We start from the raw sequence: 21,306 nt of genomic DNA on the forward strand, positions 1-21,306 counted from the left end.
TGCTCACCACCAGTGGTTGTTGGTCCAGAAGTTGTAGGCGCCGGCCCAGCTGCCGTACCGTCCCGTGGCGTACCCCGTCGCCCACCGCAGGTTGTCGACCGGGTTGTAGCCGTTCCCCGGCACCTTGCTGCAGGGCAGTGCCTGAACCAGGCCGCACGCGCCCGACGACTGATTCGTGGCGTTGGGATTCCAACCGCTCTCACGCGAGACGATGTAGTCGACGTACTGCCAGTCGCTCTGGGCGATCCCGGCGGCAGCCATCCACTCGGCGGGTGCTCCGCCTCCCGAGTACGGGGGCAGGGACGATCCGCCGGACGACCCGGCGTTCGAGCTGGACGCGACCGTGGGAGCGGGCTTCGGCTTGGGCTTCGGCTTCACGTACACCTCGAAGGTGCCGCGCTCGATCGGCGTGATCGCGGCACCGCTCACGGTGACCGCGAGGTTCTGGGTATCGGCGAGAGCCAACGAGTAAGCCGAGTCGGGCGAGTCGGTCGGTGTGGGGTCCGCCAGCGCCACTCCGGTCGGTGCGACGAGTGCTCCGGCGAATCCGACCACGGCGAGGGCGCTGAAGACACTCACCACACCGCGTCGACGCGACCAACGGCGAGCACCCGGGCGCGCGGCTTTCACCCTGGCCGCGGGCACCGGCGAGGAGTCGCTTCGTTCGAGGTTCATGTCGTTTCGGGAGTTCACGATGAAGGACAGTCTACGCAAAGGCGCCTGAATCGACCATCAGGAACCTCAGCGGACGGCGAGAATGACGTCGATCGTCGCGTCGAGGAGCGCGTCGACCTGCTCTTCGCGGTAGCCACCGCGCTGCATTCGGAAGGCTGCCGAGCGGAGTTGTTCCGCGGTGAGCGCATCGCCGTCACGCAGATAGCGCACGATCCTCGTCGACACGTGGTCGACCTCGTCGATGCGATACCCGAAGGTCAGCACGCCGGTGCGAGCGAAACGATGACGACGGGGTCGGGCGAGGTGGTCGAGGATCACCTGCGCATCGGCTCTCGCCTGATCCACCCAGGCGCCGGCTCCCTGCGTGCGCACGACGCGCTCGCGCTCCCGAGCGGCGAACGCGTCTTCCACGCGACCGAGAGCCGCATCGACGTCAGCGACCACGTAGCCGCCCTTCACGAGCGGGAACGAGGCGATGCGGACGTCTTCCGCACTCAGCTCGTCACCCCCGGACTCGAAGGCACGACGAGCAGAGGCGAGGAAGGTGTCGACCGCTGCGCGATGGTAGCCACGCTCACGCCCGGTCGTCAGCGCGAACGCCGGCGGTGTCGTCGTCGCCTGTTCTTCGAGCTGTTCGTCACTCATCACATGACCACCCAGGGAGAAAGGAGGAAATACAGGCAGAGCGCGGGAATGGTCGACGGCAGGATGCTGTCCAGCCGATCGAGCAGTCCGCCGTGACCGGGCAGCCAGGAACTCATGTCCTTGATACCGAGGTCACGCTTGAGCATGGACTCGCCGAGATCACCGAGCGTCGCGGAGAGGAGGATGGATGCGCCGAAGATCAGGCCCGCCCACCAGGGCAGCTCCAGCAGGAAGATCGCGAGCAGCACCCCTGCGATCAGGGACGCGGCGACGGCGCCACCGAAACCTTCCCACGTCTTCTTCGGACTGATCTTGGGGGCCATCGGATGACGCCCGAACGCCAGCCCCGCGGCATACGCCCCCGTGTCGGCGGCCACGGCGATGGCGATGAAACTGAGCACCCACCACTGACCGCCCTCCTGCTCCAGCAGGATGAGGGCGACGCCGGCGAGGAACGGCACGTAGATCTGCACGAATCCGCTGATCACGGCATCGGTCAGCACGTCGCCGTAGGTACGACCGTCTTTCACCACCATCTGCGCGATCAGGCGCCAGACGACCACGAAGGCGACCGCGACGAACAGCATCACCCAGCACAGCCAGGGTTCGGCGAAGTACGCGGAGAGAACCAGGAAAGCCGCGGCGATCAGCTGGGGCACGACGTCGATCCGTCTGCCGGACGCCCGCAGCGCGCGGGAGAGCTCGTACACGCCCAACAGCGCGGCGGCGAGAGCGAACGGCACGAAGAGCGCCTTGATGAATAGCAAGGATGCGAGCAGAGCAGCGCCGAACGCAAGGCCGATCAGGATCGCGAGGATGAGGTCGCGACCCGTGCGCTGCTTGATCCGCTCGTTGGCCTGATCCAGCTGATCCCGTGCGTGTGAGACGTGGCTGCCGAGCTCGTCCCGTGCCGCTCGCCACTGTTCACGGATCGCGTTGTGGTCAGCTGTGTCCAGCGGCCCGACGGGGTCCTGGGATGTGTTCTCCGGCGTCACCGGAAGCGGCGGACGCGGCGGAATCGCGTCCGCGTCGAAGGAGGGAAACGCCGCGTCCACGAGCGGGATGCCGTCGGCCGGCGCACCACCACGCGCATCCCGGCGCGTCGGTGGCGTGCCGTCATCGGCATCTCGCGTTTCGTCAGACATCCCGACTACACCTCGAGGAGTTCGGCCTCTTTGCGCTTCAGCGCGTCGTCGATGAGTTCGACGTGCTGACGCGTCAGACCGTCGAGCTCCTTCTCACCGCGGGCGATCTCGTCCTCTCCGAGTTCGCTCTTGAGCGCGTCCAGCTCGTCCTTCGCCTTGCGACGGATACCGCGGACATGCACCTTGGCGTCTTCAGCCTTGGTCTTGACCAGCTTGACGTACTCCTTGCGGCGCTCAGCCGTGAGTTCGGGCATCGTGACGCGGACGAGGTTGCCGTCGTTGGTGGGATTGACGCCGAGGTTGGGCATGTCCCGGATGGCCTGCTCGATGGCCTTGAGCGCCGACTTGTCGTACGGCGTGATGATGAGGGTGCGCGCCTCCTGGTTCGCCAGCGATGCGAGCTGCGCGATGGGGGTCGGCGTGCCGTAGTAGTCCACGAGGACCTTCTGGAACATCTGCGGGTTCGCACGACCGGTGCGCACCGTGGAGAAGTCCTCCTTGGCAGCTTCGACCGCCCGGTTCATACGAGTGGTGGTTTCAGCGAGGACGTCCGCGATCACGGTGACTCCTATCGTCGGGGTGTTCTGGAAATTCTATCGGGCGGAGGCGGCTCCGCCGTGTCACACGCTCACGCGGTGACGAGGGTGCCGATGGCCTCTCCCAGCAGGGCGCGCGTCACGTTGCCCGCAGGCTCCATCCCGAACACACGCATGTCCATGCTGTTGTCCATGCACAGGCTGAATGCGGTCGAGTCGACGACCTTGAGCCCGCGCTGGAGTGCGTCACGGTAGGTGACCTGCTCGATGCGCTCGGCGTCGGCGTGCTTGTGGGGATCGGCGGTGTAGATCGCGTCCACCCCGTTCTTGGCGACGAGCACCTCATCAGCTCCGATCTCGAGCGCCCGCTGGGCCGCCACGGTATCGGTGGAGAAGTACGGGAGACCAGCGCCAGCACCGAAGATGACGACCCGCCCCTTCTCGAGGTGGCGCTCCGCGCGACGAGGGATGTAGGGCTCGGCGACTTGGGTCATCGAGATCGCCGACTGCACGCGGGTCGCGGCTCCGGCCTGCTCGAGGAAGTCCTGCAGGGCGAGGGCGTTCATCACGGTGCCCAGCATTCCCATGTAGTCGGCACGTCCGCGGTCCATGCCGCGCTGGCTGAGCTCGGCGCCGCGGAAGAAGTTGCCGCCACCGACGACGATCGCGACCTCCACCCGGTCGACGGCCGCGGCGATGTCCCGGGCGATCTGGGACACCACATCGGGGCTGACACCCAGCTGTCCCGCTCCGAAGGCCTCGCCGGAGAGTTTGAGAAGGACGCGACGGCGTCCGGTGCGTTCAGTCATGGGTGGGTGTCCTCTCGTCCCGATTCAAGATAGTGCCTCGTGGGCATGAAGAAGGGGTTCGGATCATGACGATCCGAACCCCTTCGACGTCGCTACGCGCCGACCTTGAAGCGCGCGAAGTCCGTCACGGTGATACCGGCGTCCTTCGCCACCTGGGCGACAGAGAGCTTGTTGTCCTTCGCGTAGTCCTGCTCGAGCAGGGCGACCTGCTTGATGAAGGCGGACACGCGACCCTCGACGATCTTCGGCAGAGCCGCTTCCGGCTTGCCCTCGTTGCGGGAGATCTCGGTGACGATCTCACGCTCCTTGTCGACGGCGTCCGCCGGCACGTCCTCGCGGGACAGGTACGACGGGTTGGCGAACGAGATGTGCTGCGCGATGCTGCGCGCGGTCTCGGCGTTGTCGCCCGAGTACGCGACGACGACACCGATCTGCGGCGGCAGGTCCTTGCTGGTGCGGTGCAGGTAGACCTCGACCTTGTCGCCCGAGATCGTGCGCACGCGACGCAGTTCGACCTTCTCGCCGATGATCGCGGCTTCCTCGGAGATCAGCTGCTCGACGCTCTTGTCGCCCGCGGGGGCGGCGAGAGCTGCCTCGATCGAGTCGGCCTTGACCGCAGCGGCCGCATCGGCGACCTTGTCGGCCAGCGTGATGAAACGCTCGTTCTTGGCGACGAAGTCGGTCTCGCAGGCGAGCTCGAGCAGGGTGACGGCGCCGTCCTGCTCACGAGCGACGATCAGTCCCTCGCTGGTGGAACGGTCAGCACGCTTCGCGTTGCCCTTCGCACCCTTCAGGCGCAGGATCTCGGTGGCCTTCGCGACGTCTCCGTCGGCCTCCTCGAGCGCCTTCTTGGTGTCGACCATGCCCGTGCCGAGCTGCTCGCGCAGAGCCTTGAGGTCAGCGATGGTGAAGTTGGCCATGTGTGGTGGCTCCTTGCTTCGTTAGGTAGGTGTGTACGAGGGATTACTTGGCGTCTGCGGCCTCGGCGGCGGCGACCTCAGCGGTCTCCTCACCGGAAGCAGCGGCGATCGCCTCGTCGTGAGCCTCGGCACCGGCCTCGTCGGCTGCGGTCTCGTCGGCAGCCGGGGTCTCGACGACAGCGGCCTCGTCGGCAGCGGTCACGACCTCAGCGGCGTCAGCGGACTCCTGAACCTCCTGGGCCGGAGCTTCGAGGAGCTCCTTCTCCCAGTCGGCGAGCGGCTCAGCGTCACCTGTCTCCGGGTTGTGCTTCTGCTGCAAGCCCTCGGCCGCGGCGTCGGCGATGATGCGGGTCAGCAGCGAGACGGAACGGATCGCGTCGTCGTTGCCGGGGATCGGGTACTGGAAGTCGTCCGGGTCCGCGTTGGTGTCGAGGATGCCGATCACCGGGATGCCGAGCTTCTTGGCCTCGTCGATCGCGAGGTGCTCGCGCTTGGCGTCGATGACCCACAGAGCCGAAGGCGTCTTGGTGAGGTTGCGGATACCACCGAGCGACTTGTGCAGCTTGTCGAGCTCGCGCTTCTTGAGCAGGAGCTCCTTCTTGGTGAAGCCGCTGTTCGCCGGCGTCTCGTAGTCGAGCTCCTCGAGCTCCTTCATGCGTGCGAGACGCTTCGAGATCGTGGAGAAGTTCGTGAGGAGTCCACCGAGCCAGCGCTGGTTGACGAACGGCTGGCCCACGCGGGTCGCCTGCTCGGCGAGGATCTCCTGCGCCTGCTTCTTCGTGCCGACGAAGAGGATGGTGCCACCGTGGGCGACCGTCTCCTTGACGAAGTCGTAGGCCTTGTCGATGTAGCCGAGCGACTGCTGAAGGTCGATGATGTGGATGCCGCTGCGCTCCGTGAGGATGAAGCGCTTGACCTTCGGGTTCCACCGACGGGTCTGGTGTCCGAAGTGCACGCCGCTGTCGAGCAGCTGGCGGATGGTGACCACAGCCATGGTCGTCTCCTGGTTCTGGCACATTTCTGTACCGTTGAGGTTGTCAAGCCGATCGGATGACCGGACTTCCTGGTGCCCGGCACGCACCCTCCCCCTCGGAAGAAGGACCTGTGGGTGTCGATGCCGCGATGAGATCGCTCTGGGCACGCGTAGTCACCCCGATATCGAGGTGCTCCTTCAGCATACAGGATGCCGCGGCCTCACTGCCTCTGCACCGCGGCGCTCCCCGCTGAGTTGATCACCGTCGCCATCCACACCGCAGGAACGCCGATCACGGACCGGAATCACGCGACAGGATCCCCGCATGAGCCTTCACTCTCGCACCAGGTCCGGCTCCGTGATCGGACTCCTTCTCGTCCTGCTCGCAACGCTGGGCTCGTTCGGCACTGCGGAAGCCGCGGACCTCCCTCGATGGCGATGGCCCCTCCTGGGCACGCGGGCCGTGGTCGAGCCCTTTCGCGCTCCTGCGCACGAATACGGCGCAGGGCATCGAGGCGTCGACCTGGTCTCGTCCGTCGGGGCGATCGCGGTCGCTCCGGCAGACGGGGTCATCGCGTTCCGCGGAACCGTCGTCGATCGCCCGCTGTTGACGATCACGCATGCCGACGGTCTCGTGACGACGTTCGAACCCCTGCGCTCGACGCTCGATCCCGGTGATGCGGTGTCGGCCGGCCAGGAGATCGGCGCGGTCGATGTCGGCGGGCACACGCCGTCGGGGGCCCTCCACATCGGTGTGAGACGGGATGGCGCCTACATCAACCCGCTCCTGCTCTTCGGTGATATCCCGCGGTCGATCCTGCTCCCCTGCTGCGCGCCGCTCTGATGCGCGGAGACGGTCGCCTCCGTGAGCGACGGTCACGCACGCGGGTGCGCGAGCCGATAGGTGGCCGTCAGACGCTCCGCAGAGACGTGCGTGTAGATCTGCGTGGTGCCGAGGCTCGCGTGACCGAGGATCTCTTGCACGGCGCGCAGATCCGCACCGCCATCGAGGAGGTGCGTCGCGGCCGTGTGACGGAGCGCGTGGGGTCCTATGGTCTCGGCACCGACGATCGGCGCCAGCACGCGTGCGACGAGCTCGTACACCGTCCGCGGTCCGACCCGAGAGCCCCGACTCCCCAGCATCACCGCGGGACTGAAGGTGCGTGCTCTGGCGACCAGGACGGGGCGCCCGCGTCGGAGGTAGGCGTCCAACGCGTCCCGCGCGGGCGCGCCGAAGGGGACGACTCGTTCTTTCGCCCCTTTGCCGAGCACCCGCGCCGTCGCTCGGTCGAGATCGAGGTCGTCGATGTCGAGCCCGCACAGCTCGGAGACCCGCATACCCGACCCGTACAGGAGCTCGAGGATCGCGTGATCTCGCAAGTCGACCGGGTCCCCTGCGGCGGCATCGTCACGATACTCATCGAGCAACGCGGTCATCGCCTCCCGCGACGCAACGGTCGGGAGAGTGCGCCCCCTCTTCGGGGTGACCAGACGAAGGCTCGGATCCTGAGAGACGAGCTCCTGTTCGTGCGCCCACCGGAAGAACGACCGTGCTGCCGCAGAACGCCGCGCGAGGGTCGAGCGCGCATCGCCGCGCTGCGTCGCGTGCCAGAGCCAGTCCCGGAGCGCGTCGAGGTCGACGTCTTCGAGCTGGACACTGCCCGTGGACGCGGCGAGGTCCCGAAGGTCGGAGCGGTAGGCCTTCACGGTCGCCGGCGACAGCCGACGCACCCGTTCCAGGTGATCGACGAACGCCTCGGCGGCGGCCGTGAGTTCCATACCTCCCACTCTGCCCCGGTCGGGGCACCGTGATCCGGAGCCTCGCCGCGGTGTCGGCCTGACCGTCACCCGCCTCGCGGGCGTGGTGCCCGACGCCAGCCCGTTCCGTCGGCATCGACCTCGCCCTCCAGGTGCAACAGCCCGAGAAGAGACCTCACCCGCTCGGCAGACAGGCCGGAGCGCCGGGCGATCTCATCGACGGAGAGCACCGACCGCGTGGTCAGCGCATCGAGCACGCGCGTCCTGTTCGGATCCTCGAGTGCACCGGCTGTCGGCACGCCATCGAGTTGCCCCCACAGCTCCCGCACCTCCGCTGCCGAAGTGACGCACTGCGCGTCGTACTCGCGCAACAGACGATGGCATCCCGCGGACGACGCCGAGGTCACCGGCCCCGGTACGGCACCGAGCGGACGACCGAGTGTCGCGGCGTGACCCGCGGTGTTCAGAGAGCCGCTGCGCCACCCGGCCTCGACGACGACCGTCGCCTGTCCGAGTGCGGCGATGAGGCGGTTCCGTGCGAGGAAGCGCCACTTCGTCGGGGCGGTGCCGCATGGCGGCTCGCTCACCACGGCCCCGTGCTCAGAGATCTGCTGCAGCAATCGCTGATGACCGACCGGATACGCGCGGTCCACTCCCCCGGCGAGGAACGCGATGGTCGCCCCACCGACGCCGAGCGCCGCCCGATGCACCGCCCCATCGATGCCGTAGGCACCGCCGGACACCACCACGGCCCCTGTCGAGGCGAGATCACCGGCCAGCTCAGCGGCCACCTGCTCCCCGTAACCGCTCGAGGCGCGGGCGCCGACCATGGACACACGCGGGGACGCTGTGAGCAGTTCCACGCGCCCGCGCACCCAGAGCGCGCTCGGCGCGTGGGGTCCGAGATCGTCGAGGGCATCCGGCCACTGCGGATCACCGGGGATCACCAACCGCGCGCCGATCTCGAGTGCTCCGAGAAAGGCCGATCGCACGGCCTCCTGCTGCAGCCGAGGACGCCATCGCGCTTGGGCTTCCCGAAGGGCGCGGAAGCCTACCTCGCCGGTGTCATCGGTGAACGGCGACCTGCTTCGACCTCCCGCTGCCACGGAGAGGGCCTCCACCGCTCCGAGGGCGCCGATCAGTGCGCCGGCGACCGCATCTCCCGGTTCGGCGATCACCGTCCAGGCCGCTCGCGCCACGCAATCCGCCACCGCTTCACCCCCGTGGATGCGGCGGGCGGCAGCCATCAGTTCGGTGTCCCCCAGCAGTAGCCGCATCATCTCGGCAATCCTCTCCGCAGGTGCAACGCACGCCCGATCTCCTCGACACCGGGTTGTTCGATCTCGGCCAGGTCCGCCATCGTCCACGCCACTCTCAGCACTCGGTCGTATCCCCTCAGGGTGAGCAGACCGCGCTCCAGCGCCCGGTCGAGCGGAGATCGCGTGGCCGCCGGAAGGCGCTGAGTGCCCTGACGCAGCCAGGTCCCCGGTACATCCGCATTGCGTCTCCACGGACTGCTCCGCCACCGATGCGCGGCACGCTCCCTGGCGGCTTGCACCCGGACCCGCGCCTGCGCCGTCGTCGTCTCCCCACCGGCCTCACCCATCGCCCGGGATGCCGCGACACGACTGACCTGGAGATCGATGTCGACGCGGTCACGAAGCGGACCGGACAACCGCGTGGAGTACCGACGGATAGACATCGGCGGACAGATGCATTCGGACCCTCTCACGCCATAGTTGCCGCACGGACACGGGTTCATCGCGAGCAGGAGCTGGAACTTCGCCGGGAACCGCGCCGTGAAGCCCGCGCGGTGGACCTCGATCGCGCCTGACTCCAGCGGCTGGCGCAGGGCGTCGAGCGCCACCCGCGAGAACTCCGCCGCCTCATCGAGGAAGAGCACCCCGCCGTGCGCTCTCGCGATCGCCCCGGGTCGTGCCGTCCGCGACCCGCCGCCGACCAGAGCAGCGACCGATGCGCTGTGGTGCGGCGCCTCCAGCGGCGGCACGCGATCGAGTGCGGCGACGGCTTCGCCGCTGAGCGATCGGATGGACGCAACCTCGAGTGCTTCCTGTTCGTCGAGCAGCGGCATGATCCCGGGCAACCTCCGAGCGAGCATCGTCTTGCCTGCTCCCGGAGGACCACTCAGCAGCATGTGGTGTCCGCCGGCCGCCGCCACCAGGAGCGCCTCCACCGCCTCACCCTGACCGACGACGTCGCACAGATCGAGTCTCGGGTGATCGGCCACCGGCACCGACGCCGATTCGACGACGTCGACGTCCGGCACCTCGACGTCGGCGCCGTGCCAGACCGCGACCTCTGCGAGTGAGCCCGCAGCGCGCACCTCGACCCCCGGCACGAGCCTCGCCTCCGACTCGTTGCCGCGCGGGACGATCACGGTGTCGAACCCGGCGCGTGCGGCGGCGAAGACCGCGGGAAGGACGCCCGGGACGGGGCGGATCCGCCCGTCGAGTCCGAGTTCGCCGATGTGAACCGTTGCCGCGATCGACCGCGACCCGATCGCCCCTCCTGCCGCCAGCGCCGCCATGGCGATGCCGAGGTCGAAACCTGCGCCGTGCTTGGGAAGACTCGCCGGGGAGAGGTTCACGGTGAGCCGGCGTCGAGGGAGATCGAGACCCGCGTTCTTGCAAGCGTTGTGGACCCGCTGCACGGCCTCGCCGAGGGACTTGTCCGGCAACCCGATGATGCGGAATTCGGGCGTCTGATTCGACAGGTCGGCCTCGACTTCGACGAGATGCCCGTCGACACCGGTGAGCGCCACCGCCCAGGTACGCGCAGTGCTCATCCGATGTCCACGAGATGCTCGAGCGCCCCGCGTGCCGGGTCGGCTCCCACGATCCCGATGACTTCGAGTCGCACGGCCCTCCCCCGTGCCGCCTCGGGATTCTCGCGGGCCCAGGCGTGCGCGAGTTGCCACAGTCGACGGCGCTTCCGCGCATCGATCGCTTCGAACGGGTGCCCGAACGCGATCGTTCGCCGCGTCTTCACTTCCACGATCGCCACGTGCTCTCCGAGCGTGGCGACGATGTCGATCTCTCCCTGCGCGCACCGCCAGTTCCTCGCGAGAACGGTGTAGCCGTTCCCCGTCAGGTGCTGCGCGGCGCGCTCTTCTCCGGCTCTGCCGAGTTCATCCTTCGCTGCCATGGACTCAGCATCACGCGGCACTCACGTCGCACGGCTCGATTCGACGTCGTCGGCGCGAGCCCTGGGGAGAACTCACCCGTGGGGTGGAGTGTGGAGAGAGTTACTCACCGTCGAGCGACAGCTCCTGCGGGAGCTCGAACTCGCGACGCTGCAGTTCCTCGACGTTCACGTCCTTGAAGGTGAGGACACGCACGGCCTTCACGAACCGGTCGGCACGATAGATGTCCCACACCCACACGTCCGTCATCGAAATCTCGAAGTAGAAGTCGTGCTCGCTGTCGCGACGCACGACGTTGACCTCGTTCGCCAGATAGAAGCGGCGCTCGGTCTCGACGACGTACTGGAACTGCGAGACCACGTCCCGGTACTCCCGGAACAGGGCCAGCTCGAGTTCGCGGTCGTAATCGTCGAAGGCTTCCTCATCCATGATGAGTCCATCCTAGAGTCGCAGGCCGCTGGGCGCGGCATCGCACCGCTCAGAACAGCGTGGGTACATCCGCGATCGCCCACGAGGCCCGATGGAACGGGGACAGTCCGTGGCTGCGGATGGCATCGCGGTGCTCCGGGCTCGCGTACCCCTTGTTCCGATTCCACTGGTACGCGGAATGAGTCTCGTGAAGCTCGGCCATGTACCCGTCGCGGGCGACCTTCGCGATCACGGACGCGGCGGACACCGATGCACAGTCGCGGTCGGCCTTGATCACCGGCCGGACACGCAGCGGCACGGGATGGATCCTCGAGACGTAGTCATGGTTGCCGTCAAGCAGGATGAGCGCGTCTTCGACAGTCGCGCCCTGATCGGCGATCGACTGTACCGCGCGCGAGGCGGCGAGGCCGAGGGCGGACATGATGCCGATGTCATCGACTTCCTGCGCGGTCGCCCATCCGACCGCTGATGCCTGCACCCACGCGGCCGCTCGCTCGGCCACCTCCGGACGCCTTCTCTCGGTCACGAGCTTCGAATCGCGAAGCCCCTCGGGGACACGCCGACGAGCACCTGTGGCATCCATCATGGCGGCGCCGACGGCGACCGGCCCCGCGAGTGCGCCCCGACCGACCTCATCGAGCGAGATGATCAGCTCGCACTCCCTCAGGAGCCGGCGCTCGAGAGTCAGTTTCGGGGTGATGACGGTCATTCGGGATCCGGAACCCCGGTGAAGATGTCGTGATGGCCGTCGATGGGCCCGATCCGGTTCAACGGCCACGTGGTCAGGAATGCCTTGCCCACGATGTTCTCCATGGGCACGAAGCCTCCGCTGGGAAGGTCCTGATGCGCACGGGCGTCGCGGGAACGATCACGATTGTCGCCGAGCAGCCAGACCGAATCCTCCGGCACCACGACGTCGAACGGCTCATTGGAGGCGGCGGTGTCGCCGTCGGGCAGGTTGAGATAGCTCAATTCGTCGATCGGAGCACCGTTGATCGTGATCTGACCCAGTGCGTTGCAGCAGACGACGTGATCTCCCGGAAGGCCGATCAACCGCTTCACGAGATGGTCCTGCGAGTCGGTCGCGGAGATGCCGACGAAGTTCAGCACCCAGTCGACCGCCTGGACGAGAGGGGGCTGAGCAGGCGTCTGCGGCTGGGGGTCGAGCCACCCGCCCGGGTCCTTGAACACGACGACGTCACCGCGTTCGTACGCCGCCCACCGCGGGGTGAGCTCATCGACGAGGATCCGGTCCTTCACGAGGAGCGTCCGCTCCATCGACGCCGAGGGGATGTAGAAGGACCGCACGACGAACGTCTTGACCACGAACGACACCAGTGCGGCGATGACGATGATCACCAGGACGTCACGGAGGAAGACCAGGAACCCGCGGCGACGTCTGGCCGTGCGCGCGGACGAGGATTCAGTCATCAGGTTCCTTCACGATCATGCACCGTCGTGCGGCGACGCTATCTAGGTTCGCACACCGGGGAGAGAACGAAGCACCCCGGGACATCGTGTCCCGGGGTGCTGTGGAGATGCTGCGACTCAGCGGTCGCGCTTCTCCTTGATCTTCGCCTTCTTGCCACGCAGCTGGCGGAGGTAGTAGAGCTTCGCGCGACGCACGTCACCGCGGGTGACGACCTCGATGTGGTCGATCACCGGGGAGTGCACCGGGAAGGTACGCTCGACGCCGACCTGGAAGCTGATCTTGCGGACCGTGAAGGTCTCGCGCACGCTGTCGCCCTGGCGGCCGATGACGACGCCCTGGAAGACCTGGATACGGGAGCGGTTGCCCTCGGTGATGTTGACGTGCACCTTGACGGTGTCACCGGGGAAGAAGTCCGGAATGTCCGAACGGAGGGAAGCCGCGTCGACGGCGTCGAGGATCTGCATGATCGTCTCTCTCTGCACCCGCCACAGGTCGCATGCATGTATTCAAAGGAACAAGAAAAGGGATGAACTGTACGGAGCTGATGCGTCCGCGGGCTCCCCTGTGGCAGAGCCGGTCACAGCACAAACACTCATTCTGCCATGGAAGGCGTGCTCGGCCAAAACCGTGACCTCAGTCGCGGCCGTCGGTCTCCCGCACCACGATGACCTCGTGCGCTCTAGTCGGAGGGGCCTGCTCGTCGGCGGTCGGGATCGTCGACCAGGTGATGGTCTCGCGCAGCCGCGAGCCGCTCCCCCTGGCCTCCTGCCACAACTGCCACACCTGGAGCCAGACGAGCGCGATGCCGACGACGATCGCGCCGGTGAGCACCCACGGGAACACCCCGTCGATGAAGAAACCGACCGCGATCGTCAGACCGTGCCAGAGCGTGAAGCCGGCCACATCCCACCAGGAGACCGCGCGCTCGATGCGAACGGAGGGACGCGAGCGCGTGAGGAGCGTCAACAGGAGCTGTCCGAGGAACACGGACGGCATCGCGATGAGCAACACCCAGAGGATCGCCCAGCCGCCCTGGAAGACTCCCCACCCGATCAGAAGCCACAGCGGCAGCAGGAACGCCGCCGGAAGAAGCCAGCGGAAGAACGCCCGTCGCAACCACATGCTCAGATCGTACGACGGGACACGTGCCCGTGACCCGATGTTCGCTGAGAGCGGTCGGAGATCCCGGGGCGTCGGATCAGGGAGAATAGAGATGACGAGAGGACAACCGATGATCGAACTGCGCACCCCTGCCGAGATCGACGAGATGCGCGCCGCAGGACGCTTCGTCGCCGAGACGCTGGCGACGTTGCGCGATGAGACCAAGGTCGGGACGAATCTCCTCTCGATCGACCGTCGCGCGCACGACATGATCCGCAAGGCAGGCGCGGAGTCCTGCTACATCGACTACCACCCGTCCTTCGGCGCGAGCCCGTTCGGCAAGGTCATCTGCACCTCGGTCAACGACGCCGTGCTGCACGGACTCCCCCACGACTACGCCCTGCGCGACGGCGACCTCGTGACGCTCGACTTCGCGGTGGCCGTCGACGGCTGGGTCGCCGACTCCGCCGTCTCCTTCGTCGTGGGCGCCGCGCGCGACGAGGATCTGCGCCTCATCGACACGACGGAGCGCGCACTGGCAGCAGCCATCGAGACCGCCACCGTCGGCAATCGCATCGGCGACATCTCGGCGGCCGTGGCGGCCGTCGCACACGGCGAGGGGTACTCGATCAACACCGACTTCGGTGGACACGGCGTCGGTCGCACCATGCACGGGGATCCGCATGTGCCGAACGACGGTCGCGCAGGGCGCGGCTTCCCCCTGCGCGCAGGACTCGTCCTCGCCTTGGAACCCTGGTTCCTCGCGACGACCGACGAGTTGGTGACCGACCCGGACGGATGGACCCTGCGCAGCGCGGACGGGTCCCGAGGTGCGCACTCCGAGCACACCATCGCGGTGACCGAGGACGGACCGATCGTGCTGACGGACAGGTCTTTCCTCGGCGTCGACTGACCGGGAGCCCGTGTGCCATCCTGAGTCCATGATTCCGCAGGATCGTCACGTCCCCGAGCGTCTCTTCCTCGCTCGGCACGGGCGGACGACCTGGAATCTCGAGCACCGGCTGCAGGGACAACGGGATTCGCCGTTGACGGATGAAGGGGTGGCGCAGGCGCACGCCGTCGCCGAGCGCCTCCGGGACGCCGGAGTCCTGACAGTGTGCACGAGCCCGTTGGGACGAGCCACGCAGACCGCGGCCATCATCGCGGAGCGGATCGGCGCCGAGATGATCGAGGTCCCCGAACTCGCGGAGATCGACCACGGCGAACTCGCGGGGATGACCTGGGACGAGATCGACGAGCTCTATCCCACGCTCCGGGAGGAGCGAGCTGCGAACCGCTACGGATGGGCGTTCCCCGGTGGGGAGAGCTACGCTCAGGCGCGCGTGCGCGCCCGAAAGGCGCTCAGCTCCTGCGGGTGGGCAGCCACCGGCGCGCCGCTGCTGGTGAGCCACGAGATGATCGGACGGATGCTGCGGGCGGAGTTGCGAGGACTCGACCCGACGAACGCGCTGGCACTGCGACATCCTCACGGCGTCGTCTTCGAGATCACCCGATCCTCGGAAGGCATCCTCTGACCGGGATCGCCGTCAGGATGCCGAGGTCTCGTCGCGTGGCAGGAGGTCGGGTCGACGCCGGCGCGTGCGCTCCCACTGCTGCTCGCGACGCCAGGCCGCGATGGCGGCATGATTACCGCTCAGCAGGACATCGGGCACCGATCGTTCACGCCATGACGCGGGCTTCGTGTACGACGGGTACTCCAGCAGGCCGTCCTCGTGCGACTCCTCGACGAGACTCTCCGGATTGCCGACCACTCCGGGGATGAGTCGTCCGACCGCCTCGATCATCGCCATCACGGCGACCTCTCCCCCGTTCAGCACGTAATCGCCGAGGCTGATCAGACGCACCTCGCCGAGGTCCGCGGCGTACTCGAAGACGCGCTCGTCGATGCCTTCATAGCGCCCGCACCCGAACACGAGATGCTGACGCGTCGCGAGCTGTCTGGCCGTCTTCTGTGTGAACACCTCGCCGGCGGGAGACGGGAAGATGATGGTGGGGCGCTCATCGACGTGCGATGCCGACGCATCGGTCAGCTCATCGAGTGCGAGCCCCCACGGTTCGGGCTTCATCACCATGCCGGCGCCGCCGCCGTACGGCGTGTCATCGACGGTACGGTGCCGATCCGAGGTCCAATCCCGCAGATCCCGAACACGGAGGTCGATGAGGCCGGACGCCTGAGCCTTGCCGAGCAGGGAAAGCGTCAGTCCGTCGAAATACGACGGGAAGATGGAGACGACATCGATGCGCACGGGTGAACCGTATCAGCGGTCACTCGGCCGCGTCGGCGCCCGAGTCCGCCTGCGGATCGGTGTCGGCGACGTCGGGAAGCTCCTCGAAGAGCCCCGCAGGAGGAGTCACGACGACACGCCCTGCGGCGACATCGACGGTCGGCACGATCGCCGAGACGAAAGGCACCATGACCTCGCTCTCACCGGCCTTGACGATGAGGAGATCCTGGGCGGGAAAGTGCTCGACACGGACGACCCGACCGATCACGGCGTCATCACGGACGACATCGAGCCCCACGAGCTGATGGTCGAACCACGCGTCGTCCTCGACCTCGTCGACGTTCTGGTCGATCCAGAGGATCGCCTTGACGAGGCTCTCGGCCGCGTCACGGTCGTCGACGTCTTCGAAGAAGACGACCGGGTTGCCGTTCATCACTCGATACTCACGTACGGTGATGTCCTTGCCGTGCCACGGAGATGCCTCAGGCACCTGCAACGTGAAACCGGCACCGGGGACGAATCGCCCCTCGGGGTTGTCGGTGTAGAGCTCGAGCTTGAGCCCACCCTTCAGGCCGTGCGCCTTGACGAGACGTCCGACGCGCAGCTGGTTCTTGCCCTGATTGCGGTCCTTCGACACCACGTCAGTCGTCCGCGACATCGACGCGGACCCGACGCCCGTCAGCAAGAGCGCTGACCAGCGTGCGAAGGGCCTTCGCAGTGCGGCCGCCGCGCCCGATCACGCGTCCACGGTCGTCGGGGTGCACGCGCACCTCGAGGAGATCGCCTCGCGGCGATGTGGATTCGTTGATACGGACATCCTCCGGGTGATCGACGATCCCCTTGACGATGTGTTCGAGCGCGGCGGCGAGCACGACGGATTACTCCGCGTCTGCGGCGGGAGCCTCAGCGGCCTCCGCGTCGGCGGCGGCGGGAGCCTCCTCAGCGGGAGCCTCCGCCTTCTTCTCGGCCTTGGGCTTGACGACGGACTTCTTGGACGCGTCGACCTCGAAGGGAGCCTTCGGCTCGGCGACCTTGAGCGTGGACTTCGCGTCCTTGTCGCCCTTGAACTTGCCCCAGTCGCCCGTGATCTTGAGGATGGCGGCAACCTGCTCGGTCGGCTGCGCGCCGACGGAGAGCCAGTACTGCGCACGCTCGGAGTCGACCTCGATGAACGAGGGCTCCTCGGTGGGGTGGTACTTGCCGATCTCCTCGATCACGCGACCATCGCGCTTGGTCTTCGAGTCGGCGACGACGATGCGGTAGTACGGCGCACGGATCTTGCCCAGGCGCTTGAGACGAATCTTGACAGCCACGATTCTCCTGAATTGTGTGGAAGGAAACGAACTGATCGCCTGGAGAGTGGGGTGCACACCCGGCGGAAGCTCAAAATGAGTGGTACCTGCTGGATAGAGGGTCGAGCAGGTGGTCCAGCCCTCTATTCTGCCAGATGCACGCGCCTGGCGCGAAACGCGATGAAACTGCTGTTGCCGTGTCGCGTCGCGCCCGTGCCAGACTGTGCGGGTGAAACTCGAGTTCGCCTCTTCGGCCCGCTCCACCGTCGGCCTCGAATGGGAGATCATGCTGGCGGACCCCACCAGCGGTGACCTGGTCGGGCGCGCCCCGGAACTGCTCGCCGCGCTGGAGACGGAGAGCGCGGACGAGCGCCACACGGTCACGGGTGAGCTTCTCACCAACACGATCGAGGTGACGAGTGGAATCGGCGACTCCGTGGCGCACGCCGTCGACGACATCGCCAACGCGATCACCTCCGTGCGTTCGGCGACGGACCCCGCCGGGATCGAGCTGCTGTCCGCCGGAAGCCACCCGTTCGCCCAGTGGTTCGATCAGCAGGTGTCGGACAAGTCGCGGTATCACACCCTGATCGAGCGCACTCAGTGGTGGGGACGCAACATGATGATCTGGGGCATCCACGTGCACATCGGAGTCGAAGACCACCGCAAGGTCTTCCCCCTCATCAACGCACTCGCCGGCTACCTCCCCCACCTGCAGGCCCTGGCGGCGTCGAGCCCGTTCTGGGCCGGCGAACGCACGGGCTACGCGTCGAACCGTGCTCTGGTCTTCCAGCAGCTGCCCACAGCAGGACTCCCGTGGCCGCTGCACGACTGGTCGCAGTACGAGTCGTACCTCGAGGACATGGTCCGGACCGGCGTGATGGAAGATGCCACCGAGGTGCGCTGGGACATCCGCCCCGCCCCACGCTGGGGCACGATCGAGGTACGCGCCTGCGACGGCCTGTCCACCCTCCCGGAGCTGGCGTCCGTCGCCGCACTCGTGCAGGTGCTCGTCGAGCACTTCTCGCGGCAACTCGACGAGGGCAGGGCTCTCCCTGAACTTCCCGCCTGGTTCCACCGCGAGAACAAGTGGCGGGCGGCACGATACGGACTCGACGCCCGCGTCATCGTCGACGCCGCAGGCACCCAGCGCCCCGTACGGGAGCACCTGACCGAGACGCTCGAGTCGCTCGCCCCCGTCGCGGTGGAGTTGGGGTGCGGACGCGAGTTCGGCGGCGTGGGGACGATCCTGGAGGGCGGCGCCAGCTACGCGCGGCAGCTCGCCGTCGCCGATGCCGCGGGCGGCGATCTCACCGCCGTGGTGCAGCACCTGATCCGCGAGTTCCGTTCCGGTCCGGAGTCGTCGACCGACGAGGACTGACACTCCCGGCGCTGTTCAGTCCTCCACGAGACGGCGTGCGAGACCTTCGTCGAGGACCACGTCGGTGATGAGTCCGGCCGCCAGAGCAGCCCGGAGACTCACCAACTTCGGGATACCGGAGACAACGCAGACCCGGCGAGGGACACGGCGCAGACGATCGAGCCCGGGGCCGGTCGCCCTCGCGTTGACGCGGATGTCCCGCCAGGAACCATCTGATCGGAAGAAGACCGTCGCGACATCGCCGATCGCGTGGTCCTCGCGCAGGCTGCGGTAGTCGTCACGCCCGAGGTAGCCGCCGACGTAGACCCGGCTCGGCACCTCCGCCGCAGGAGAGCCCAGGCTGAAGACGGCGACGTCCATCTTGGCCTGAAGGTCGAGCACACGCCGCGTGCTCCGCTCCCTCCACATCGCCTCCCGGGTCGCCGGGTCATCGAAGAAAGCGGGGACGGGGAACTGCTGCACCTGCGCGCCGAAGGCACTGCCGAACCGCTGCAGGATGTCGCTGGAGTATTCGACGCCGGTCGTCTGGGTGTTCCCGGCACCGTTGAGCTGCACGAACGTGGTGTTGTGCGTCTCCTTCTGTGTCAGTCCACGGCTCACCGCACTGATCGTCGAGCCCCACGCGACTCCGATGACCATGTTCGAATCGACGAACTGCGATAGCAGACGACCCGCCGTGAGCGCCACACGCTCGAGACGTTCGACTTCGCTGAGGATCTCCGGCATCGGCACCACGTGCGCAGCCACACGGTGCCGGTCACGGATGCGCTGCTCGAGCATCCCGAGACGTTCCAACGGCGAATTGATGCGGATGTCGACCAGGCCGCTTTCCCTGGCGAAGCTCAACAGGCGAGACACGGAGGATCGGGAGGTGCCGAGTTCCTGCGCGATGACTTCCATCGTCTTGTCCTGCATGTAGTAGAGCTGCGCGGCGGTGAGCGCCGCGATCAGCTTGCTGTCGCGCGTTTCCGCGGCCTGACCGACCATCGTGACCTCCTCACCCCCGATCCTTGCACATATGTGCAGTGGGCTTGCGCGAGATGCCACACAGGTCGATGCTGGTTGGCAAGTAAGGAAGAGAGGGTCGACGATGATCGATTCCACACACTCGTCTGCGGAGCGCGCAGAGGTCAGCACCGTCCGTGAGTCCGGACGTACGAGCGTCCTCGTCATCGGTGGCGGGATCAACGGAATCTCCACGTTCCGTGATCTGGCACTGCAGGGAGTGGACGTCGTCCTCGTCGAGCGCGGCGACTTCGCCTCCGGCGCGTCCTCCGCATCGAGCCACATGATCCACGGTGGGATCCGGTACCTCGAAAACGGTGAGTTCCGCCTCGTGCGCGAGTCCGTCGAAGAGCGCAACGGCCTGCTCAAGATCGCCCCGCACTACGTCAAGCCGCTGCAGACGACGATCCCGATCTACTCCACCTTCTCCGGCATCCTTTCCGCTCCCCTGCGGTTCCTCACGCACAAGAGCGGCAAGCCGCAGGAGCGCGGCGCCTTCCTCATCAAGGTCGGCCTCACGATCTATGACACGTTCTCGCGCGACGGCGGAATGGTCCCGCGGCACCGCTTCCTCGGTCGGAAGAAGTCGTTGGCCGAACTGCCTTCGCTCGACCCGCGGATCAAGTACACGGCGACGTACTACGACGCCTCCATGCATGACCCGGAGCGTCTCGCTCTCGACGTGCTCCAGGACGGACGCGCAGCTCACCCGGGCGCGCATGCGCTCAACTACGTCGAAGCGATCGCCCGCGACGGCGACAAGGTGATCCTCCGCGACCGCGAGAGCGGAACCGAGTTCTCCGTGCAAGCCGATGTCGTGGTGAACGCCTCGGGCCCCTGGACGGACGTGACGAACGATGCGCTCGGCGAGGACACGAAGTACATGGGCGGCACCAAGGGGTCGCACATCGTGCTCGACCACCCCGAGCTGCTCGAGGCCACGCAGGGCCGTGAGATCTTCTTCGAGCACTCCGACGGCCGTATCGTCCTGATCTACCCGCTCAAGGGGCGGGTCCTGGTCGGCACGACCGACATCGACGCCGACCCGCGCGAAGTGCCGGTGTGCACCGAGGAGGAGGTCGACTACTTCTTCGACCTGATCCACCACGTCTTCCCGACGATCCCGGTGGCGCGTGACCAGATCGTCTACAAGTTCTCGGGTATCCGCCCGCTGCCGCGTCATGAGGACACGGCACCGGGCTTCGTCTCCCGCGACTACCGCATCGAAGTCGACCAGAAGGGCGCGGTACCGCTCGTGAGCCTCGTCGGCGGCAAGTGGACGACGTTCCGCGCGCTCGGCGAGTCGCTCTCCGATGTCGTGCTCGGCCTGCTCGGTCGTACCAGGACGGTCTCGACTGCCGGGCGCGCAATCGGCGGCGGCCGCGAGTTCCCGCGTACGGAGAAGGCGAAGCGCCTCTGGGTTCAGGAGAACCTCGCCGGCGCCGGCGCACGTGCCGACCGCCTGATCGCACGCTACGGCACCCGCGCCGCCCAGGTCTGGGAGTATGTCGAGCAGGGTACCGACGAGCCGCTCGCGAAGGGCGACCTCTCGACCCGCGAACTCGAATGGATGGTGCACAACGAGATGGTGAGTCGCCTCGAAGACGTCGTGCTGCGGCGCACCAGCATCGCCTTCACCGGAAACGCGGACGCCGAGGTCCTCGATGAGATCGCCGATGCGCTCGCACCGATGCTCGGCTGGGATCGCTCGCGTCACGACGCCGAGCTCGACCAGACACGTCAGCTGCTCAACGAGCGGCACGGACTCGATATCCAGTCCCGCACCCGCGGCTGAC

At 67.2% G+C, this 21,306-nt stretch carries 26 protein-coding genes; 5 read left to right on the forward strand and 21 right to left on the reverse strand.

Translation table 11 applies throughout. The features are described from left to right. Nucleotides 1–3: 3 nt before the first annotated feature. The 7 genes from KV397_RS08695 to rpsB form a co-directional block, all read right to left on the reverse strand. Nucleotides 4–693: a lytic transglycosylase domain-containing protein gene (locus tag KV397_RS08695; RefSeq protein ID WP_261812637.1), complete on the reverse strand. Its 690-nt coding sequence runs from the start codon at nucleotides 691–693 to the stop codon at nucleotides 4–6. Nucleotides 694–741: 48 nt separating this feature from the next. Continuing rightward, a complete protein-coding gene (locus KV397_RS08700; RefSeq protein WP_153244009.1) occupies nucleotides 742–1,320 on the reverse strand; it encodes a DivIVA domain-containing protein in 579 nt (192 codons plus the stop codon). After that, on the reverse strand, nucleotides 1,320–2,465 hold the full coding sequence (locus tag KV397_RS08705; RefSeq protein ID WP_261812638.1) for a phosphatidate cytidylyltransferase: 1,146 nt from the start codon (nucleotides 2,463–2,465) through the stop codon (nucleotides 1,320–1,322). The genes KV397_RS08700 and KV397_RS08705 overlap by 1 nt, the downstream gene beginning before the upstream one ends. Nucleotides 2,466–2,470: 5 nt before the next feature. After that, a complete protein-coding gene (frr, locus tag KV397_RS08710; protein ID WP_047523362.1) occupies nucleotides 2,471–3,025 on the reverse strand; it encodes a ribosome recycling factor in 555 nt (184 codons plus the stop codon). Nucleotides 3,026–3,093: 68 nt separating this feature from the next. Further along, entirely contained in the window at nucleotides 3,094–3,810 is a 717-nt protein-coding gene (gene pyrH, locus KV397_RS08715) for a UMP kinase (RefSeq protein ID WP_047523364.1), read from the reverse strand. A 92-nt stretch (nucleotides 3,811–3,902) separates the two neighbouring features. After that, entirely contained in the window at nucleotides 3,903–4,730 is an 828-nt protein-coding gene (tsf, locus tag KV397_RS08720) for a translation elongation factor Ts (protein WP_047523367.1), read from the reverse strand. 43 nt (nucleotides 4,731–4,773) lie between these two features. After that, nucleotides 4,774–5,724 (reverse strand): 30S ribosomal protein S2, encoded by a 951-nt coding sequence (gene rpsB / locus KV397_RS08725; protein ID WP_047523368.1) that lies wholly within the window; start codon nucleotides 5,722–5,724, stop codon nucleotides 4,774–4,776. A 304-nt stretch (nucleotides 5,725–6,028) separates the two neighbouring features. Here rpsB and KV397_RS08730 point away from each other — a divergent pair, with 304 nt between their 5' ends. Next, nucleotides 6,029–6,547 (forward strand): murein hydrolase activator EnvC family protein, encoded by a 519-nt coding sequence (locus KV397_RS08730; RefSeq protein ID WP_261812639.1) that lies wholly within the window; start codon nucleotides 6,029–6,031, stop codon nucleotides 6,545–6,547. Nucleotides 6,548–6,579: 32 nt separating this feature from the next. Here the strand turns inward: KV397_RS08730 and KV397_RS08735 are convergent, their stop codons facing one another. From KV397_RS08735 to KV397_RS08775, 9 genes are all read right to left on the reverse strand, one after another. Further along, complete coding sequence (locus tag KV397_RS08735; RefSeq protein WP_261812640.1) at nucleotides 6,580–7,482, reverse strand: tyrosine recombinase XerC; 903 nt, start codon at nucleotides 7,480–7,482, stop codon at nucleotides 6,580–6,582. Nucleotides 7,483–7,547: 65 nt separating this feature from the next. Continuing rightward, nucleotides 7,548–8,741: a DNA-processing protein DprA gene (dprA, locus tag KV397_RS08740; RefSeq protein WP_261812641.1), complete on the reverse strand. Its 1,194-nt coding sequence runs from the start codon at nucleotides 8,739–8,741 to the stop codon at nucleotides 7,548–7,550. After that, entirely contained in the window at nucleotides 8,738–10,267 is a 1,530-nt protein-coding gene (locus tag KV397_RS08745; protein WP_261812642.1) for a YifB family Mg chelatase-like AAA ATPase, read from the reverse strand. The genes dprA and KV397_RS08745 overlap by 4 nt, the downstream gene beginning before the upstream one ends. Further along, nucleotides 10,264–10,626 carry a YraN family protein gene (locus KV397_RS08750; RefSeq protein WP_261812643.1) on the reverse strand — a complete coding sequence of 121 codons (363 nt, stop codon included), beginning with the start codon at nucleotides 10,624–10,626 and terminating at the stop codon, nucleotides 10,264–10,266. Before KV397_RS08750 ends, KV397_RS08745 begins: the two co-directional genes overlap by 4 nt. Nucleotides 10,627–10,726: 100 nt before the next feature. Then, nucleotides 10,727–11,053 carry a DUF2469 family protein gene (locus KV397_RS08755; RefSeq protein WP_047523373.1) on the reverse strand — a complete coding sequence of 109 codons (327 nt, stop codon included), beginning with the start codon at nucleotides 11,051–11,053 and terminating at the stop codon, nucleotides 10,727–10,729. 49 nt (nucleotides 11,054–11,102) lie between these two features. Then, nucleotides 11,103–11,762, reverse strand: a complete 660-nt coding sequence (locus KV397_RS08760; RefSeq protein ID WP_131490948.1) for a ribonuclease HII — start codon at nucleotides 11,760–11,762, stop codon at nucleotides 11,103–11,105. Next, nucleotides 11,759–12,484, reverse strand: coding sequence for a signal peptidase I (gene lepB / locus KV397_RS08765; RefSeq protein WP_047523375.1), 726 nt, complete (start codon nucleotides 12,482–12,484; stop codon nucleotides 11,759–11,761). Before lepB ends, KV397_RS08760 begins: the two co-directional genes overlap by 4 nt. Before the next feature lie 117 nt (nucleotides 12,485–12,601). After that, the gene (gene rplS / locus KV397_RS08770) at nucleotides 12,602–12,949 is read right to left on the reverse strand and encodes a 50S ribosomal protein L19 (RefSeq protein WP_045265383.1); all 348 of its coding nucleotides are present in this window, start codon (nucleotides 12,947–12,949) and stop codon (nucleotides 12,602–12,604) included. A 169-nt stretch (nucleotides 12,950–13,118) separates the two neighbouring features. Beyond that, complete coding sequence (locus tag KV397_RS08775; RefSeq protein WP_047523376.1) at nucleotides 13,119–13,607, reverse strand: hypothetical protein; 489 nt, start codon at nucleotides 13,605–13,607, stop codon at nucleotides 13,119–13,121. A gap of 109 nt (nucleotides 13,608–13,716) precedes the next feature. Between KV397_RS08775 and map the strand changes: the two genes are divergently transcribed. Next, nucleotides 13,717–14,499, forward strand: a complete 783-nt coding sequence (gene map, locus KV397_RS08780) for a type I methionyl aminopeptidase (protein ID WP_131490947.1) — start codon at nucleotides 13,717–13,719, stop codon at nucleotides 14,497–14,499. Nucleotides 14,500–14,527: 28 nt separating this feature from the next. Beyond that, nucleotides 14,528–15,121: a histidine phosphatase family protein gene (locus KV397_RS08785; protein ID WP_131490946.1), complete on the forward strand. Its 594-nt coding sequence runs from the start codon at nucleotides 14,528–14,530 to the stop codon at nucleotides 15,119–15,121. Between the two features lie 12 nt (nucleotides 15,122–15,133). On the opposite strand, the gene trmD is transcribed toward KV397_RS08785, so the two are convergent. Genes trmD through rpsP form a run of 4 tightly spaced genes read right to left on the reverse strand, consistent with a single transcriptional unit; the run spans nucleotide 15,134 to nucleotide 17,145 of the window. After that, entirely contained in the window at nucleotides 15,134–15,853 is a 720-nt protein-coding gene (gene trmD, locus KV397_RS08790; protein ID WP_047523379.1) for a tRNA (guanosine(37)-N1)-methyltransferase TrmD, read from the reverse strand. 19 nt (nucleotides 15,854–15,872) lie between these two features. After that, the gene (gene rimM, locus KV397_RS08795; protein ID WP_131490944.1) at nucleotides 15,873–16,490 is read right to left on the reverse strand and encodes a ribosome maturation factor RimM; all 618 of its coding nucleotides are present in this window, start codon (nucleotides 16,488–16,490) and stop codon (nucleotides 15,873–15,875) included. Then, nucleotides 16,474–16,704: an RNA-binding protein gene (locus KV397_RS08800; protein WP_017830729.1), complete on the reverse strand. Its 231-nt coding sequence runs from the start codon at nucleotides 16,702–16,704 to the stop codon at nucleotides 16,474–16,476. Before KV397_RS08800 ends, rimM begins: the two co-directional genes overlap by 17 nt. 6 nt (nucleotides 16,705–16,710) lie before the next feature. Next, the gene (gene rpsP / locus KV397_RS08805) at nucleotides 16,711–17,145 is read right to left on the reverse strand and encodes a 30S ribosomal protein S16 (protein ID WP_047523381.1); all 435 of its coding nucleotides are present in this window, start codon (nucleotides 17,143–17,145) and stop codon (nucleotides 16,711–16,713) included. Nucleotides 17,146–17,353: 208 nt separating this feature from the next. Between rpsP and KV397_RS08810 the strand changes: the two genes are divergently transcribed. After that, complete coding sequence (locus KV397_RS08810; protein WP_131490942.1) at nucleotides 17,354–18,505, forward strand: glutamate--cysteine ligase; 1,152 nt, start codon at nucleotides 17,354–17,356, stop codon at nucleotides 18,503–18,505. Nucleotides 18,506–18,520: 15 nt separating this feature from the next. Here KV397_RS08810 and KV397_RS08815 read toward each other — a convergent pair whose 3' ends face one another. Next, nucleotides 18,521–19,492, reverse strand: coding sequence for a sugar-binding transcriptional regulator (locus KV397_RS08815; protein ID WP_047523383.1), 972 nt, complete (start codon nucleotides 19,490–19,492; stop codon nucleotides 18,521–18,523). A gap of 103 nt (nucleotides 19,493–19,595) precedes the next feature. On the opposite strand from KV397_RS08815, the gene KV397_RS08820 reads away from it, so the two are divergent. Then, on the forward strand, nucleotides 19,596–21,305 hold the full coding sequence (locus KV397_RS08820; protein WP_131490941.1) for a glycerol-3-phosphate dehydrogenase/oxidase: 1,710 nt from the start codon (nucleotides 19,596–19,598) through the stop codon (nucleotides 21,303–21,305). Nucleotide 21,306 lies beyond the last annotated feature (1 nt).

This window comes from Microbacterium aurugineum (assembly GCF_023101205.1).
Lineage (GTDB): Bacteria > Actinomycetota > Actinomycetes > Actinomycetales > Microbacteriaceae > Microbacterium > Microbacterium aurugineum.

Bases quoted from the DNA above. Each gene is read 5' to 3' on its own strand.
- tsf (WP_047523367.1), bottom strand. From the start codon at position 4,730: ATGGCCAACTTCACCATCGCTGACCTCAAGGCTCTGCGCGAGCAGCTC.
- KV397_RS08815 (WP_047523383.1), bottom strand. From the start codon at position 19,492: ATGGTCGGTCAGGCCGCGGAAACGCGCGACAGCAAGCTGATCGCGGCG.
- KV397_RS08750 (WP_261812643.1), bottom strand. From the start codon at position 10,626: ATGGCAGCGAAGGATGAACTCGGCAGAGCCGGAGAAGAGCGCGCCGCG.
- lepB (WP_047523375.1), bottom strand. From the start codon at position 12,484: ATGACTGAATCCTCGTCCGCGCGCACGGCCAGACGTCGCCGCGGGTTC.
- rplS (WP_045265383.1), bottom strand. From the start codon at position 12,949: ATGCAGATCCTCGACGCCGTCGACGCGGCTTCCCTCCGTTCGGACATT.
- KV397_RS08745 (WP_261812642.1), bottom strand. From the start codon at position 10,267: ATGAGCACTGCGCGTACCTGGGCGGTGGCGCTCACCGGTGTCGACGGG.
- rpsB (WP_047523368.1), bottom strand. From the start codon at position 5,724: ATGGCTGTGGTCACCATCCGCCAGCTGCTCGACAGCGGCGTGCACTTC.
- KV397_RS08775 (WP_047523376.1), bottom strand. From the start codon at position 13,607: ATGTGGTTGCGACGGGCGTTCTTCCGCTGGCTTCTTCCGGCGGCGTTC.
- KV397_RS08785 (WP_131490946.1), top strand. From the start codon at position 14,528: ATGATTCCGCAGGATCGTCACGTCCCCGAGCGTCTCTTCCTCGCTCGG.
- KV397_RS08760 (WP_131490948.1), bottom strand. From the start codon at position 11,762: ATGACCGTCATCACCCCGAAACTGACTCTCGAGCGCCGGCTCCTGAGG.
- map (WP_131490947.1), top strand. From the start codon at position 13,717: ATGATCGAACTGCGCACCCCTGCCGAGATCGACGAGATGCGCGCCGCA.
- dprA (WP_261812641.1), bottom strand. From the start codon at position 8,741: ATGATGCGGCTACTGCTGGGGGACACCGAACTGATGGCTGCCGCCCGC.
- KV397_RS08705 (WP_261812638.1), bottom strand. From the start codon at position 2,465: ATGTCTGACGAAACGCGAGATGCCGATGACGGCACGCCACCGACGCGC.
- KV397_RS08820 (WP_131490941.1), top strand. From the start codon at position 19,596: ATGATCGATTCCACACACTCGTCTGCGGAGCGCGCAGAGGTCAGCACC.
- KV397_RS08730 (WP_261812639.1), top strand. From the start codon at position 6,029: ATGAGCCTTCACTCTCGCACCAGGTCCGGCTCCGTGATCGGACTCCTT.
- KV397_RS08755 (WP_047523373.1), bottom strand. From the start codon at position 11,053: ATGGATGAGGAAGCCTTCGACGATTACGACCGCGAACTCGAGCTGGCC.
- KV397_RS08735 (WP_261812640.1), bottom strand. From the start codon at position 7,482: ATGGAACTCACGGCCGCCGCCGAGGCGTTCGTCGATCACCTGGAACGG.
- KV397_RS08700 (WP_153244009.1), bottom strand. From the start codon at position 1,320: ATGAGTGACGAACAGCTCGAAGAACAGGCGACGACGACACCGCCGGCG.
- rimM (WP_131490944.1), bottom strand. From the start codon at position 16,490: ATGTCGCGGACGACTGACGTGGTGTCGAAGGACCGCAATCAGGGCAAG.
- pyrH (WP_047523364.1), bottom strand. From the start codon at position 3,810: ATGACTGAACGCACCGGACGCCGTCGCGTCCTTCTCAAACTCTCCGGC.